At 38.7% G+C, this 15,959-nt stretch carries 13 protein-coding genes and 1 tRNA gene; all 14 read right to left on the bottom strand.

Annotated features, from left to right (window positions below):
* Positions 1–290: GTP-binding protein (locus ACP5S8_RS05945; RefSeq protein ID WP_461876088.1), on the bottom strand; the 290-nt coding region annotated here is incomplete at its 3' end.
* Between the two features lie 13 nt (positions 291–303).
* Positions 304–2,382 (bottom strand): elongation factor G, encoded by a 2,079-nt coding sequence (gene fusA, locus ACP5S8_RS05940; RefSeq protein ID WP_461876087.1) that lies wholly within the window; start codon positions 2,380–2,382, stop codon positions 304–306.
* A gap of 13 nt (positions 2,383–2,395) precedes the next feature.
* Complete coding sequence (rpsG, locus tag ACP5S8_RS05935) at positions 2,396–2,878, bottom strand: 30S ribosomal protein S7 (RefSeq protein WP_461876086.1); 483 nt, start codon at positions 2,876–2,878, stop codon at positions 2,396–2,398.
* Complete coding sequence (gene rpsL, locus ACP5S8_RS05930) at positions 2,878–3,285, bottom strand: 30S ribosomal protein S12 (RefSeq protein WP_012513307.1); 408 nt, start codon at positions 3,283–3,285, stop codon at positions 2,878–2,880. Before rpsL ends, rpsG begins: the two co-directional genes overlap by 1 nt.
* A gap of 64 nt (positions 3,286–3,349) precedes the next feature.
* Positions 3,350–8,041, bottom strand: a complete 4,692-nt coding sequence (gene rpoC / locus ACP5S8_RS05925; protein ID WP_461876085.1) for a DNA-directed RNA polymerase subunit beta' — start codon at positions 8,039–8,041, stop codon at positions 3,350–3,352.
* On the bottom strand, positions 8,041–12,453 hold the full coding sequence (rpoB, locus tag ACP5S8_RS05920) for a DNA-directed RNA polymerase subunit beta (RefSeq protein WP_461876084.1): 4,413 nt from the start codon (positions 12,451–12,453) through the stop codon (positions 8,041–8,043). The genes rpoC and rpoB overlap by 1 nt, the downstream gene beginning before the upstream one ends.
* A 109-nt stretch (positions 12,454–12,562) precedes the next feature.
* On the bottom strand, positions 12,563–12,946 hold the full coding sequence (gene rplL, locus ACP5S8_RS05915; RefSeq protein WP_459895076.1) for a 50S ribosomal protein L7/L12: 384 nt from the start codon (positions 12,944–12,946) through the stop codon (positions 12,563–12,565).
* Positions 12,947–12,972: 26 nt separating this feature from the next.
* Complete coding sequence (rplJ, locus tag ACP5S8_RS05910) at positions 12,973–13,509, bottom strand: 50S ribosomal protein L10 (RefSeq protein ID WP_461876083.1); 537 nt, start codon at positions 13,507–13,509, stop codon at positions 12,973–12,975.
* A 13-nt stretch (positions 13,510–13,522) separates the two neighbouring features.
* Positions 13,523–14,248 carry a 50S ribosomal protein L1 gene (gene rplA / locus ACP5S8_RS05905; protein WP_461876082.1) on the bottom strand — a complete coding sequence of 242 codons (726 nt, stop codon included), beginning with the start codon at positions 14,246–14,248 and terminating at the stop codon, positions 13,523–13,525.
* A 5-nt stretch (positions 14,249–14,253) separates the two neighbouring features.
* Positions 14,254–14,691 (bottom strand): 50S ribosomal protein L11, encoded by a 438-nt coding sequence (gene rplK / locus ACP5S8_RS05900; RefSeq protein ID WP_015418891.1) that lies wholly within the window; start codon positions 14,689–14,691, stop codon positions 14,254–14,256.
* Positions 14,692–14,701: 10 nt separating this feature from the next.
* Positions 14,702–15,439, bottom strand: coding sequence for a transcription termination/antitermination protein NusG (gene nusG / locus ACP5S8_RS05895; protein WP_461869968.1), 738 nt, complete (start codon positions 15,437–15,439; stop codon positions 14,702–14,704).
* Positions 15,436–15,636: a preprotein translocase subunit SecE gene (gene secE, locus ACP5S8_RS05890; protein WP_015418889.1), complete on the bottom strand. Its 201-nt coding sequence runs from the start codon at positions 15,634–15,636 to the stop codon at positions 15,436–15,438. The genes nusG and secE overlap by 4 nt, the downstream gene beginning before the upstream one ends.
* 27 nt (positions 15,637–15,663) lie before the next feature.
* Positions 15,664–15,736: transfer RNA gene (locus tag ACP5S8_RS05885), tRNA-Trp, on the bottom strand.
* Positions 15,736–15,885 carry a 50S ribosomal protein L33 gene (rpmG, locus tag ACP5S8_RS05880; protein ID WP_012513298.1) on the bottom strand — a complete coding sequence of 50 codons (150 nt, stop codon included), beginning with the start codon at positions 15,883–15,885 and terminating at the stop codon, positions 15,736–15,738. Before rpmG ends, ACP5S8_RS05885 begins: the two co-directional genes overlap by 1 nt.
* Positions 15,886–15,959: the final 74 nt, after the last annotated feature.

The following is a 15,959-nucleotide window of genomic DNA, read 5'->3' as shown; positions in this document are numbered from 1 at the left end:
ATCATGTTCTTTATGTAGTCTGCGTGTCCTGGACAGTCGACGTGAGCGTAGTGTCTTTTTGGTGTTTCGTATTCTACGTGGGTTATATTGATGGTGATACCTCTTTCTTTTTCTTCAGGTGCTTTGTCTATTTCTTCATAACGGTAGCATTTTGCCTTACCGCCTGGTAATACACCAGCACCCAGCACACAGGTTATAGCGGATGTTAAGGTAGATTTACCATGGTCAACGTGACCTATGGTACCTACGTTGATGTGCTCTTTCTCTCTAACAAACTTTTCCTTTGCCATAAGCTACTCCTTTTTAAGTATGAGTTCTTTCTCCAACTACTTTCTCTGTAATACTTTGAGGTGCTTCACTGTAATGGGAGAATTTCATTATAAATGTACCACGCCCTTGTGTTAAGCTTCTAAGGTTAGTAGCGTAACCAAACATTTCAGAAAGCGGTACATGCGCCTTTATAGAAGTAATAATACCTTTATTTTCCATACCCATAATCTTACCGCGTCTTGAGTTTAAATCTCCTATAACATCTCCAACGTAATCATCTGGAGTTTCAACTTCCACTTCCATTATAGGTTCTAAAAGCACTACACCAGCTTTCTTAGCGGCTTCTTTAAAAGCCATGGAGCCAGCTATCTTAAAAGCTATTTCAGAAGAATCTACTTCGTGGTAAGAACCATCAAAAAGTTTAACCTTCACGTCAACCACCGGATAACCAGCCAATACACCGTTTTCCATGGCTTCTTTTATACCTTCTTCCACGGGAGGAATAAATTCTTTTGGTATAACACCACCTACTATAGCATTTTCAAATACAAAGCCGCTTCCTCTTTCTAACGGTTCTACTTCTATAACAACGTGGCCGTACTGACCTCTACCACCAGTTTGTCTTATAAACTTACCTTCAGCTACAGCTTTACCTTTTATAGCTTCCTTGTAAGCTACCTGAGGTTTACCTACGTTAACCTCTATGTTGTACTCCCTCTTCATTCTATCTACCATTATCTCTAAGTGAAGCTCGCCCATTCCATGTATCAACGTTTGCCCAGTTTCTGGGTCCATAGAGGCTTTAAATGTCGGGTCTTCTTTCATAAACTTATTCAACACTTGAGAAAGCTTTTCTTGATCTTTCTTTGTTTTTGGCTCTATAGCCATAGATATAACAGGTTCTGGAAATTCTAGTTTTTCCAAAATAATAGGGCTTTTCTCATCGCATATAGTATCACCAGTGGCAGCATCAACACCTACAGCCGCAGCTATCTCACCAGCAGCCACCTCGCTTATATCTTCCCTTGTATTGGCATGCATCAAAAGCAATCTTCCAATACGCTCTTTTTTATCCTTGGTAGAATTTAACACATAAGAACCAGCCTGCACTTTACCAGAGAATACCCTAAAATAGCTTAACTGACCTGCATAAGGGTCAGATACTACTTTGAAAATATAAGCACAAAACGGCTGATCATCCTCTGGAAGTCTGGTTTCTTCCTGACCTGTTTTAGGATTTATTCCAACCACCGGAGGAACATCCAAAGGAGAAGGAAGATAATCTACAACAGCATCCAATAGAGGTTGAACGCCCTTATTTTTAAAGGAAGAGCCGCATAAAACAGGCACCAACTGTTTATTTATAGTAGCTTTCCTTAAAGCTTGCTTTAACTCATCTATAGTTAGTTCTTGACCCTCCAAATATTTTTCCATTAAAGCATCGTCTGTTTCAGCTATAGATTCCACCATTTTCTCACGCCATTCTTGAGCCTTAGCCTTATACTCTTCTGGAATATCCCTTATTTCGTATTTTGCACCTAAGGTTTCTTCAAGCCATACAATGGCGTTCATATTCATAAGATCCACGACACCAACAAAATTATCTTCTGTGCCTATAGGTATTTGAATAGCTACTGGTTTTATCGTAAGTTTTTTAACTATCTCATCGTAAACTCTATAAAAATCTGCCCCCAATCTATCTAATTTGTTTATAAAAGCTATACGAGCTACGTTGAACTTGTCTGCCCATCTCCAGTTTGCCTCAGACTGAGGTTGCACACCTTCAACGGCTGAGAAAATAAATATGATACCGTCCAAAACACGCATCGACCTCACAACTTCTACAGAGAAGTCTACGTGCCCCGGAGTATCTATTATGTTTATTTGCTTGCCAGCCCAATAGCAAGCTGTGGTAGCCGCTGTAATGGTAATGCCTCTTTCTTTTTCTTGAGGCATCCAGTCCATCGTTGCAGCACCTTCGTGCACCTCACCTATTTTGTAGGTTTTACCAGTATAATAAAGTATACGCTCCGTAGTAGTAGTTTTGCCAGCGTCTATGTGAGCTACTATACCTATATTTCTTAAATCTTGAATAGGAACCGTCCTTGGCATATTCTATCTCCCTTTACCACTTAAAATGAGCAAAAACTTTATTAGCTTCCGCCATCCTGTGAGTGTCTTCTTTTTTCTTTACAGCAACGCCCTTATTTTCTATGGCGTCCATGATTTCTGCTGCCAACCTTTCTTCCATAGTATAAGAGCCTCTATGTCTAGCTCTTTCCCTAGCTGCATCTACGAGCCACTTTATACCTAAGGATTCTCTTCTATGCTCCTCAACTTCCACTGGTACTTGATAAGTAGCACCTCCTACACGACGAGGACGCACTTCCCAAACCGGTTTAACATTTTCAAGAGCCTTTTCAAGCACTTCCACTGGCGATAAATTGAGCTTTTCAGCCACTCTCTCTAAAGCTGTGTAAACTATATATTCAGCCGTACTCTTCTTGCCGTCTTTCATGACCTTGTTTATAAGCTTGTGAACTATGATGCTGTTGTATTTAGCGTCTGGCAATATCTCTCTTCTTGGTACTCTTCCTTTCCTAGGCATTACTTTTTACCCCCTTTAGTAGCTTGAGCGGCACCAGCTTTAGGCCTCTTGGCACCATACTTTGACCTAGACTGTCTTCTATTGGCAACTCCAGCAGTATCTAAAGCTCCACGAATTATCTTATATCTAACACCTGGCAAATCTTTCACCCTACCGCCTCTTACAAGCACTATAGAGTGCTCTTGAAGGTTGTGCCCTTCCCCTGGAATATAACAAGTAACTTCTATGCCGTTTGATAACCTTACCCTAGCCACTTTTCTAAGAGCAGAGTTCGGCTTTTTTGGCGTTACAGTATAAACACGCACGCAAACGCCTCTTTTCTGAGGATTGCCCTGCAGAGCAGGAGCCTTACTCTTTTTCTTTATCTTCTCGCGTCCTTCTTTTATAAGCTGATTCACCGTAGGCATTTACTTTCTCCTCCTAAACAATAAGCTAATATTTTAGCATAAAAGCTCAAAAAAAGCAAGCATTTTAAACTTGTTTCTTAGCCTGGGTAGCATGCTCTACAATCTCTATTTTTACATTTTTGTACTCTTCAAGGCCAGTACCAGCTGGTATAAGGTTGCCAATGATGACATTTTCCTTTATGCCGGACAAGTCATCAATCTTTCCTTCACTAGCAGCTTCTGTCAAAACTCTAGTAGTCTCTTGGAAAGAAGCAGCAGATATCCAGCTTTTAGTAGACAATGCAGCCTTGGTAATACCCACCAATATTGGCTCTGCTTTTGGTATTTTACCACCTTCTTTCCTAATTCTTTCTACTTCTTTGTTGAACTCTGTTACATCAACCTCCTCGTTCGCTACAAACCTACTATCCCCTGGATCCACTATTACTCTTTTCCTTAGCATTTGGCGAATTATTATCTCTATATGTTTATCGTTTATATCAACGCCTTGAAGCTTATATACCATCTGGACTTCTTTTAACAAAAACTTTTGAAGCTCGTCTATACCCTTTATTTTAAGTATTTCTTCAAGAAGCGGAGTTCCATCCGTTAATTGGTCACCAACTTTTACATAATCACCGTCTTTTACTTGTAAAAACTTACCTTTTGGCACGGAATAAACCTTTTCTTGGCCTGTCTGTTTGTTGTAAACCACTATCTTGCTACCCTTAGCCCTCACTATAGCTTTGCCACTAACATCGCTTACTATAGTATCTGTAATTTTTGTACCCTCTTTCACCTCTTGACCGTGCTTAATCAAGATAAACTCGTTCTTTATATCGTATTTTTTGGTACCTTTTGGCGATATTATCATTACTTCATCTGCATCTTCGTATATCTTAACTATACCATCTATCTCAGATATAATAGCGGGGTTTTTAGGTTTCCTAGCTTCAAACAACTCCTCAACCCTTGGAAGACCTCCCACTATGTCTCTGACTTTTGTAGTTTCTTTAGGAATACGCGCTATAATATCTCCTGGATGTACAACAAAATGATCCAAATAATAGTAATTGTGCTGAACATCGTTTTTTTCAGCTTCAGAACAAGCTAAACACTTATCCCACACGGTTTTAAGCTTTTCAAATGGTATATTTAATATAGAGTTTACTGGTAAATCATAAGAATACTCATTGCCATCTTCAGACTTTATAACTATTCTCGGTGAGTGCAGTTGAGCATCTTTAGCCCTTAAGAAAGATACCACTATAGCCGTTTTCCCGGTAAGAGTATCTTTTTCTTCTCTTACTGTAACATCTACTATAATATCCTTTAAAACAAGCTCTCCGCTTGACTCGGCTATTATGTATGTGTTAAATGGGTCCCATTTTGCCACTATATCTCCTTGTTTTACCTCTGAGCCATCTTTAAACAAAATCTCTGCAGCGTAAGGAACTGTGTGTCTTTCTATGGTTCTTCCGTTTGAATCCAATACAAATATTACACCTTCTTGAGATATGTTTATAAACTTACCATTTCTATTTTTTAAAAGCTTTAAACCTTGGAATTTTAGAATACCACTATTTTCCACAACGAGTTCGCTCTGGACTTTTTGAGCGGTAGCAGCACCACCTATGTGGAATGTTCTCATCGTAAGCTGAGTACCCGGCTCACCTATAGATTGAGCAGCTATAATACCCACGGCCTCCCCAGGAGAAACAAGTTTTCTTTGAGATAAATCCCATCCATAGCACATAGAGCATAAACCGTTTTCAGATTCACAGGTTAGTACTGACCTAGCTTTAACTTGTACTATTCCGGCTTGCTGTATTCTAGTTGCAAGCTCTTCATCTACAACGTCGTTGGCTTTTGCTATAAGCTCTTTACTATTTGGATCGTATATATCTTCAGCCAAAACTCTTCCTATCAACCTCTCTTTCAAAGATATTCTTTCTTCACCACTTTCTACTATCGCTTCTAGAACTTCATATTTTTTAGTACCACAATCGTACTCGGTGATAACCACATCTTGAGCCACATCCACTAACCTTCTAGTTAGATAACCAGCAAAAGACGTCTTTAAAGCTGTATCGGCGAGACCTTTTCTAGCGCCGTAAGTTGATATGAAGTATTCTAAAACAGATAAGCCCTCTCTGAAGTTTGAGGTAATTGGCGTTTCTATAAATTCACCAGAGTGCTTTGCCATAAGGCCTCTCATACCAGCTAACTGTCTTAACTGATCTTTGTTACCACGAGCACCTGAGTTTGCCATCATATAAATAGGATTGAAGAGTCCAGGTAATTTTTTGTTATTTTCTATCTGCTCTGACTTTTCTATTTCAGAGAACATGGCCTTTGTAACATCTTCTGTGGTTTGTGACCAAATGTCTATAGTTTTGTTGTATCTTTCTTTGTTTGTTATTATACCTTTTCTATATTGGTCAAGCACTTCGTCCATTTGGTGGAAAGCTTTATCTACAAGACGTTTCTTGGCTTTTGGTATCTTCATGTCCTCAATACCTATAGATATACCAGCCCTCGTCGCCATCTCAAAACCAAACTCTTTGAGTTTATCAAGAGTTTGAGCAGTGATTTCTGAACCATAAATCTTATGGATATCAGCTATAAGCTTTGATATGCTTTTCTTATCTAAAACCTCGTTTACAAACCTATATCCCTTTGGCAATGCCTCGTTTATAAGAAGTCTACCTATGTTGGTTTCTACAAAAGTATCCCCTATCTTCACCTTTATAAGGGCATGGATATCTACCTTTTTATTTTCAAAAGCCAAAAACGCATCTTCTTTAGAGAAGAATACTTTGCCCTCACCTTTGGCACCTTTTACATAGTTTGAAGCGTAGAAAAGCCCCAACACCATATCTTGAGAGGGCAACATTATCGGTCTTCCATTGGCAGGTGAGAGTATGTTTTGAGTTGAAAGCATAAGTATATAAGATTCTAGCTGGGCTTCTATACCAAGAGGCACATGCACAGCCATCTGGTCACCATCAAAGTCTGCGTTAAACGGAGGGCACACCAACGGATGAAGCTGAATCGCCTTACCTTCCACCAAGACAGGTTCAAAGGCTTGAATAGACATCCTGTGTAGTGTAGGGGCTCTGTTTAACAATACTGGATGCTGCTTGACAACTTCCTCCAAGCACTCCCATACCTCTGGCTGTTTTTGATCCACCATCTTTCTAGCATTTTTTATAGAAGTGGCATAGCCCTTTTCTTCAAGCCTTCTATATACAAACGGTTTGAATAGTTCCAAAGCCATTATCTTTGGCAAACCGCATTGGTGCATCTTTAAAGAAGGACCTACCACTATGACAGAACGACCAGAGTAATCAACCCTCTTACCTAAAAGATTTTGCCTAAACCTACCTTGCTTTCCTTTGAGATAATCTGATAAGCTTTTAAGCGGTCTATTGTGCTGGCTTACTACCTTGCCCCTTTTGCCGTTATCTATAAGAACATCTACAGACTCTTGCAGCATTCTCTTTTCGTTTCTCACTATGATATCAGGAGCATCCAAATCTATAAGCCTTTTCAAGCGGTTGTTTCTATTTATAAGCCTTCTATAAAGATCGTTTAAATCAGATGTAGCAAACTTACCCCCATCTAAAGCTACCAACGGTCTTAGCTCAGGAGGTATCACCGGTAAAACCGTCAATATCATCCATTCTGGTCTATTGGAAGATTTCAAAAAGCCCTCTACAAGTTTTAAGGTTTTTACTAAATTTTTAACCCTTGTGTCCGAAAAATCCTTCAAAACTATATTTCTAACGTCTTCTTGTATCTTGTCAAAAACAGGGATATTTTGATTTTGCCCTCTCACGTATTCAAATCTATACCTTATAGCGTCTTTCGAAGTATACCAATCATCCCCTAAATCCTGATTGGCTATTTCCCCAGTTTTGATGTTTAAATAAATCGACTCGCTTACAATGCCGTGAATCACATCTTCAAGAGACATTTGCACACCGTTAAGCGATGTAGAAATGCCTACGCTGTAAAGCTTTACCCTATCTGCTAGAAACATTATTATCTTTTCGTAAAGCTTCTTATGTTCAGCCTCCATCTTTGGACCTAAATCTTCAAATCCAAAGGTATACGGCTTTAAAATTTTCTTTAGTTTAAAAGCAAACGTTTCTAAATCTAAAATAGATAAAACATATCTTACAAATTCAGCTCCCATCCCGCTTTCGTACCTGTTGTCAACGCTGTAAGCAAACTCCTTCTCATATTGTTCTTCAGTAACAACGTGTAGTTTTACATGATAAGTAACTCCATCTTTTATAACAGGAATAGTATTTTCTGAATTTGAGAAAGTAGCTTCCATGTCAGGAGTTGGGTATTCTACCACCAAGTAAGACTCAAAATATATAACCTTTTCTATATCTCTAGCAGATAAACCAAGCAATGCACCTATCTTGGAAGGAGAGGATTTTAAAAACCATATATGAGCACAAGGTGTAGCAAGGGTTATATGACCAAAACGCTCTCTTCTAACGTAAGCTTTCGTTACTTCAACACCGCATCTATCACAAATAGTACCTTCAAATCTCTTACCTTTATATTTTCCGCACAAACACTCGTAATCCTTCAAAGGTCCAAATATTTTTGCACAGAAAAGACCTTCTTTTTCTGGTTTCAAAGTACGATAGTTTAAAGTCTCAGGACGCTTAACCTCTCCATGGCTCCAGCTAAGTATTTGCTCTGGTGAGGCAAGCAAAAGCTTTATCTTATTAAAAGGTAACAAACCTCTCTTCATTAACGTTCCTCCTCTTTCTTATCCAAATCAACGCTGTCGCAGCTTTTAGCCTCTCCATTCTCACACATGACGTTTAGTCCCAAAGATTTCAATTCTCTTACCAAAACTTTGAAAGATTCTGGTATACCGGGCGAGTAGAAATGCTTACCCTTTACGATAGATTCATAAGCTCTATTTCTACCTTCTATATCATCGGATTTCACCGTTAGCATCTCTTGTAACGTATAAGCTGCACCATGAGCCTCCAACGCCCAAACTTCCATCTCACCTAAACGTTGGCCACCAAATTGAGCTCTACCTCCAAGAGGTTGCTGAGTTACTAAAGAGTAAGGACCTGTTGAACGAGCGTGTATCTTGTCTTCTACCATATGTATCAATTTCAACATATGCATATAGCCTGTGGTAACTCTAAAATCAAAAGGCTCACCAGTCCTACCATCGTACAATACAAATTTGCCGTCTTCTGGTAAACCAGCTTCTTTTAGTAGTGTTTTCAAATCCTCTTCGCTACAACCTTCAAAAGCAGGAGTAGCCATAGGAATGCCATTTTGAGCAACAAAACTCACAACGTTTTTAAACTCCTCATCAGATAGACTTTTTAGCATGTTCTTGATGAAATTTTTATTTTCGTTGTTCTTATCACCTATTGCGTAAATGCTAGCTATATACTCTGTTATCTCTTCTCTATCAAAGTATTCATCTATCATCTCTTGAATTTTCTTACCTATGTATTTTGAAGCCATTCCAAGATGCGTTTCTAAAATTTGACCAACGTTCATACGAGATGGCACACCAAGAGGATTCAACACTACGTCTACGGGAGTACCGTCTGGTAAAAACGGCATATCTTCAACTGGAAGCACTACAGATATAACACCCTTGTTCCCGTGTCTACCAGCCATCTTGTCCCCTACCCTTATTTTACGCTTTTGAGCTATGTAGACTTTTACCATTGTTATTACGCCGCTTGGTAAATCGCTTTGTTTTCCAACGTTCTCTATTTTTTCCTCGTATATCTTATCTATAACTTTACGCTGAGCTTGAGCTTTGTCCCTTATCTCTTCTATCTTCTTTATAAGCTTTTTATCGGAGAAAAAGTTTTCTGGCTTCGTTATGACGAAATTTGCTATGTTGTCAAAAAGAGCTTCATCTATCACAGTGCCTTCTTCGTAAGTCTTTTTAGCCAATTTTATAGGCTTGTTTATAACTTTACCAATCACAAGGTCTTTCACTATCTCGTTACGCTTTTCTATGACCAAGTTAAGCATGAATTCCTTTTCTTTCTTTATACGGTTTTTCTCTTCTTGCTCTACATGCTCTACCAGTGGGTTTTTCTTACTTTCGCTTAACTTTCTAGTAAATACTTGTACGTCCACCACTACACCTTCAATGCCAGGTGGGCATCTCAAAGAAGAATCTTTAACGTCTCTGGTTTTTTCACCAAAGATGGCTTGTAAGAGTTTTTGCTCTGGAGTTAATTGAGTTTCTCCAATAGGAGTAACCTTACCCACCAATATATCGCCTGGCTTTACATATGTACCAATCTTAACTATACCGTACTCATCAAGATAAGCTAGCGCTTTTTCTGATACCCCAGGCACTTGTCTGGTTATCTCTTCATCACCTATTTTTGTTTCCCTAGCTTCTGCTTTTAACTCTTCTATATGAACAGAAGTAAGCACATCTTCTTTCACCAATCTTTCTGATATTACTATAGCGTCCTCAAAATTATAACCACGCCATGGCATAAAGCAAACAAGCAAATCTTTTCCAAGGGCCAATTCTCCCATAAAGGTAGATTGACCATCTGCTATGCAATCGCCTTTCTTTACCTTTTGGCCTTTATACACTATTGGTCTTTGATTTACAGACGTATTTTGGTTTGTTTTTACAAATTTTAAAAGCTTATAAACGTCGATACCCATATCGAGAGGGTCTTTTTCGTTTATCTCATTTGGATTTACCCTTATAACGATACGATTTGAATCCACTTCCTCTACCACACCACCTCTTCTAGCTAAAACGGCAGCACCGCTATCTATAGCTACTTTTGATTCCATGCCTGTACCTATCAAAGGAGCTTGCGTAAATATAAGTGGCACTGCCTGTCTTTGCATGTTGGAACCCATCAAAGCTCTGTTAGCATCGTCGTGTTCTAGAAACGGAATCAAGGAAGCTGATACCGATATTATTTGCCTTGGAGATACATCTATATAGTTTACGTCAGATGGTTTTACAATCTGTATATCGTTTTTATATCTGGCTATTACTCTATCGCCCAGTATTTTACCTTTTTGATCAGTAGGAGTACTTTGCGCTATTACGAAGTTTTCTTCTTCGTAGGCGGCCAAAAACTCTATTTGGTCTGTCACAACACCGTTCACAACTTTCCTATAAGGAGTTACCAAGAATCCATACTCGTTGGTTTGGGCGTAAGTTGTCATAGAAGTCACAAGACCTATGTTCTGACCTTCAGGAGTCTCTATAGGACAAAGCCTACCGTAGTGAGAAGGATGAACGTCTCTTATTTCAAATTTAGCACTTTCTCTGGTTAAACCACCTGGTCCCAAAGCGGACAATCTTCTTCTGTGTGTTAAAGAAGATAAAGGATTGGTGTTGTCAAGATATTGAGAAAGCTGACCACCTTTTAAAAATTCAAACATAGAAGATACAAGATATCTAGAGTTTACCAAGTCTTGAGCTTTTATTGTAGGATCTTCAGGATTTATCGTAGCAACTTTATCTCTAAAAGATTTCAACATCCTAGCTATACCTATGCGAGCTTGGTTTTCTAAGAGTTCGCCTATAGGTCTTACTCTTCTGTTGCCAAGGTGGGCAATGTCGTCTTTCTTTTCCTTACCAAACCTTACCTTTAGCAAATATTTAATTGCATTTACCAAATCTTTATGATTTAAGAACCTTGCCTCTAAGCCAGTATAATCTCTTACCTCTACGGTTTTATGAGATTTTAAGATATTCTCAAAAATATCCTTTGTTAAAATCGTACCTTCTTTGTAATTATCGTAATCTTTGGCTAACTCTAAAACGGGAAGCTCGTTAAAAGTCTCTAAGTCTTCTTCCGTAAGTTCTCTTTTGTGTAAGTAGATTTTGGCGTTTATTTTAACCCTACCCACTTTTGATAAGTCAAATCTTGCGATATCCTGGAAGTAAGCTTCAAAATAAGCTCTGGAACGCTGTATAATATCAGCCATTTCCTGAACAAGACCTTCCATAGATCTAAGCTTTACATATATATCTCTTAAACCTATATCCCTTAAAGTAAATTGGGAATTTGTTCTTACTAGACTCTTACCGTGCTGATCCTTTGCTTTTGTATCGTTTATAAGAGTTTCAAGAATTATCTTTCCATAAAAGCTCTTGGTGGTTTTCTCCGATTGGACAGCGGTCAAGAGTTCTATCTTCACCCTTTCGTCTTTTATCAACCTGTTTAGCACATTTAAGTCTTCAATATACCTTTCTTCTATAAACTCCTCTTCTTTCTCGGTACCTTCTATCTTAGCGGTATATCTTAAAACTGCAAAAAGATAGTGAGATTCTAAGTCCTCTGGCTTATAAACTTCTCCAGTATTTTTATCAACTATAAGACCTTCTTTTACATTAAAAGCCTTAACATCCTCATAAAACTGAGACAAGATATCGTAGGCGGTTTCTAAACCAAAAGCCCTCAATATTGAGATAGCGCTTATACGTTTTTTATCTATTCTTGCAGATATTATGTCTGAATTGGTGGATAATTCAAACTCTATACGAGAACCTTTGTCTGGATGTATGCTAGCTGTAAATATCGTCCTTGATACGGTGCCTTCTTTTTGTCTATCCTCTTTATCAGAATAGAATATACCTGGTGATCTTATAAGCTGATTAACGACAACTCTTTCACTTCCATTTATAACAAAAGTACCTATAGGTGTCATCATTGGCATTTCGCCAAAGTATATTTTCTTTGGCGTGTCTACAAACTCCCCTGATTTTGTTTTCTTCCTGAGCCTCAACATTATCCTAATGGGGGCGCTGTAGGTTATTCCTTTTTCTTTACATTCTTCTGGTGTATATTTCTCTTTATAAGATAGTATTGTTTTACATTTTGGACATTCTGTATCCGCACCAGCTAGGAAATCCATTTCTGGTTTATAACCACACTTGTTACATTCCCAGTTTCCAATCTCATATCCTATATATTCCACCGTGATATTTTTGTTGGTATCTTGAAATGGAAACGAAGTTCTTAATATATATTCAAGACCTTGTTCTTTCCTTTTAGATGGAGGTACGTTGAATTGAATGAAATTCTCAAAGGATTCTGTTGGAACCTTAACCAAAAATGGTAAATCTAAAAGCTCGCTACGTCTACCAAAAAATTTCCTTGGTATAGCATGCTTTAATTTAAGCATAACTTCACCACCTTATAAAAATTTTTAAACATATTGAAAAAAGCAAAATGCACCCCTACCACGGGGTGCACCACCTTCTTTTAACAAAACCCTTAAAGTTGCCAAAGCTTTATTTTACTTCTACTTTAGCACCGGCTTCTTCTAGCTTTTTCTTAATATTTTCTGCTTCTTCTTTAGATACACCTTGCTTAATTGGTTTTGGAGCTCCATCCACCAAGTCCTTAGCCTCTTTGAGCCCTAAGCCTGTTAGCTCTCTAACAACCTTTATAACGTTGAGCTTGTTAGCACCGGCGTCTGACAATATTACATCAAATTCAGTCTTTTCCTCAGCTGCTGGTGCTGCTGCAGCTCCTCCGGCTGCTGGTGCTGCTGCTACCATAGCGGCTGCTGAAACACCAAATTTTTCTTCGAGCTTTTTCACAAGCTCTGCAACTTCCAACACTGTCATGCCGCTTATAGCGTCCACGATTTCATCGATTGTAAGTGTAGCCATCTTTACAAACCTCCAAAATAAATTTTTTAAGAATTCTTAGTTTCTATAGCTTTTAAAGTAAGCACAAGCTTTTGGGGAACGGCTTTTAAAGCCATTATAAAACCGACCACAGGGGCCTGCAATACACCCATAAGCTTAGATACAAGCACTTCCATGCTTGGTAGATTGGCAAGAGCTTCTATATCTTTAGGTGCAAGGTACTTGTTGCCTAGCATACCGGCTTTTATAAATCTGAGAGGATTATCTTTGTCAATGCTTTTACATGTATCAAAAACAATCTTAGCAGTTTTAGCCGGGTCTTTATAAGAAAAGATAACGGCCGTTGGTCCCACAAAGACTTCTCTGTGATCATGCATTATCGTATTCTCAAAAGCCCTAAAAAATAGCGTAGTCCTACCCACCAACATCTCAGAATCTATAGCCTTAAGCTCTCTTCTTAAAGAAGTAGCCACATCCGCAGGCAATCCGTTGAAGTTAAAAAACAATACAAAATTGCTTTTATCCAGCTTTTTCTTATAACCTTCTACCGTTTCTATTTTCTTCTGAAGCGTCTCTTTGTTCATACGTTCACCTCACTTAAGCTACAGCTTCTTGCAATTGTTTTAGCGTTGTTTGTATGTCAAGTTCAACAGACGGGCTCATCGTTAAAGATATGGCTATATTCTTCACGTATTGGCCCTTAGCACCTGGAGGCTTAGCCCTTACCACAGCATCTATAGCCGCGTAAGCATTTTTCATAATGTCCTCTGGCTTAAAGCTTATCTTACCTATGGGCATATGAATATTACCGGTTTTATCTACCTTAAACTCTACTCTACCCTTTTTAGCTTCTTCCACAGCCGCTTTTACGTTAGGTGTCACTGTACCAGTTTTAGGGTTTGGCATAAGACCTCTTGGCCCAAGCACCTTACCAAGCTTACCAACCTTTGGCATTATCTCCGGAGTAGCTATTACTACATCAAAATCTACCCAAGAGTCTTTAAGGATTTTATTTATCATATCCTCACCGCCAGCATAATCGGCTCCAGCATTTTGAGCTTCTTTTATAGCATCACCTTCGGCTAAAACCAACACTTTTAGTTCTCTTCCAAGCCCGGCTGGCAATACTAAAGACCCTCTAACCATTTGGTCAGCATATTTAGGATCTACACCCAACTTCATAGCAAGCTCGACAGTTTCATCAAACTTGCGTTTTAAGATATCCTCCATTTTTTTGAGAATATCTACCGCTTCAGGCAAAGTGTAAGTTTTACCTGGCATTACAAGCTTAGAAGCCTCTACATACTTCTTTCCTCTTCTCATAGCACTTACCCCTTATAACCTTCTATTTCTATACCCATACTTCTGGCAGTACCGGCTATCGTTCTCATAACAGCATCTAAATCTTGAGTATTCATGTCTTTAGCTTTTAATTGAGCTATCTCTTTTAATTGATTTAATGTAATCTTACCAACCTTCTGACGCTTTGGATCAGATGAACCCTTTTGGACCTTTGCCGCCTTCTTCAGCAAGAAAGAAGTAGGCGGTGTTTTCATTATAAACGTAAAGCTTCTATCAGCATATATACTAATCACAACCGGTACAACAGTGCCAGGTTCCATGTCTTTTGAAGCAGCGTTAAACTGCTTCACGAATTCCATTATATTTATACCGTGCTGACCTAAAGCAGGTCCAACAGGAGGAGCCGGTGTAGCTTGCCCCGCTGGAAGCATCAATTCAACTGTAGCTGTTAACTTTTTCGCCATATGCTACTCCTTATATCTTTTCTACCTGTGAAAAATCAAGCTCCACAGGTGTTAATCTTCCAAATATGCTAATAAGCACATTTAACTTTTCCCTTTCTAAGTTCACTTCTTCTATAGTGCCGGTAAAGCTCATAAAAGGACCCTCTATAATTCTCACTTGCTCGCCTTTTTCAAATACCGCCTTCTTGGTTTTGAATCCTCTCTGAGCGTGTGCCAATATTTTATTTACCTCTTCCTCTTTCAAAGGAGCTATCTTACCACCCACCAAAACCGGCTTGTAAACATGTGGTGCTTTTTCTATTGCTCTTAAAAGCCTATCGTCCATATGGGCTTTTAACAATATATAACCTGGAAACATTTTATTGTCCAAGACTATCTTTGCTTCGGTTTTATTTTCCTTGCAAGTAATTTTCTGCCCTGGTTTAGATATTTCTCCAGCCCTTATACAGTCGTGGTTGCATTCTTCCCCATCTTCTGACGGCACAACCTTTACAGTGCCATCTTCTATCCTAAATACAGTTACACATTTCTTACCTAAAACGCTTATATCCCTGTTGTTTCCTCTTAAAGATAATCTATATTTCTCTTTGCCTAAAGCTTTTATAACTACTTTTTCCTCTGCAGGCAACACTATATCTTCTACCAAATCATTTATCTTATCAAGTTCTATAACCTTCATTAGAGATTCTTTAGCGGTGGTCTCCTTTCCAGCTTCAACCTGCAGAGCATACCACTTCATATCAGTCATAAACTACCACCCCAAATACCAAATATAAACGACAAAATCTTCGTGAAGCTTAAATCTACAATCCATAAATAAATTCCAAAAAATAAAGAAAATATTATAACACTAACCGTCGCCCTTATGACGAGTTTTTTATCAGGCCAAGATACCTTACGTAATTCTTGCCTTACTTCTTTTAAAAAGCTTAAAATTTTATCCATTTAAAATCCCAAAACTCATCGTAAGAGCGGGGCACGGAGGAGTCGAACCCCCAACCGCGGAATTTGGAGTCCCGCGCTCTGCCAATTGAGCTAGTGCCCCTATTTTACCTCTCTATGGACTACGTGCTTGTTGCACCAAGGACAATGTTTCCTTATTTCAACCCTTTGAGGGTGTTTTTGCCTGTTTTTAGTAATAGAGTAATTTCTCCTCTTACATTCAGTACAGGCCAACGTAATAATTTCTCTCATACTAACTTCCTCACTCTATAATCTTTGTGACAACACCAGCACCTACTGTTCTACCACCTTCTCTTATGGCAAAT

Source organism: Hydrogenobaculum sp., assembly GCF_049967395.1.
In the GTDB taxonomy this organism is placed as follows: domain Bacteria; phylum Aquificota; class Aquificia; order Aquificales; family Aquificaceae; genus Hydrogenobaculum.
Note: the sequence above shows the minus strand (reverse complement) of the source record. Positions and strands in the feature narration are given on the sequence as shown.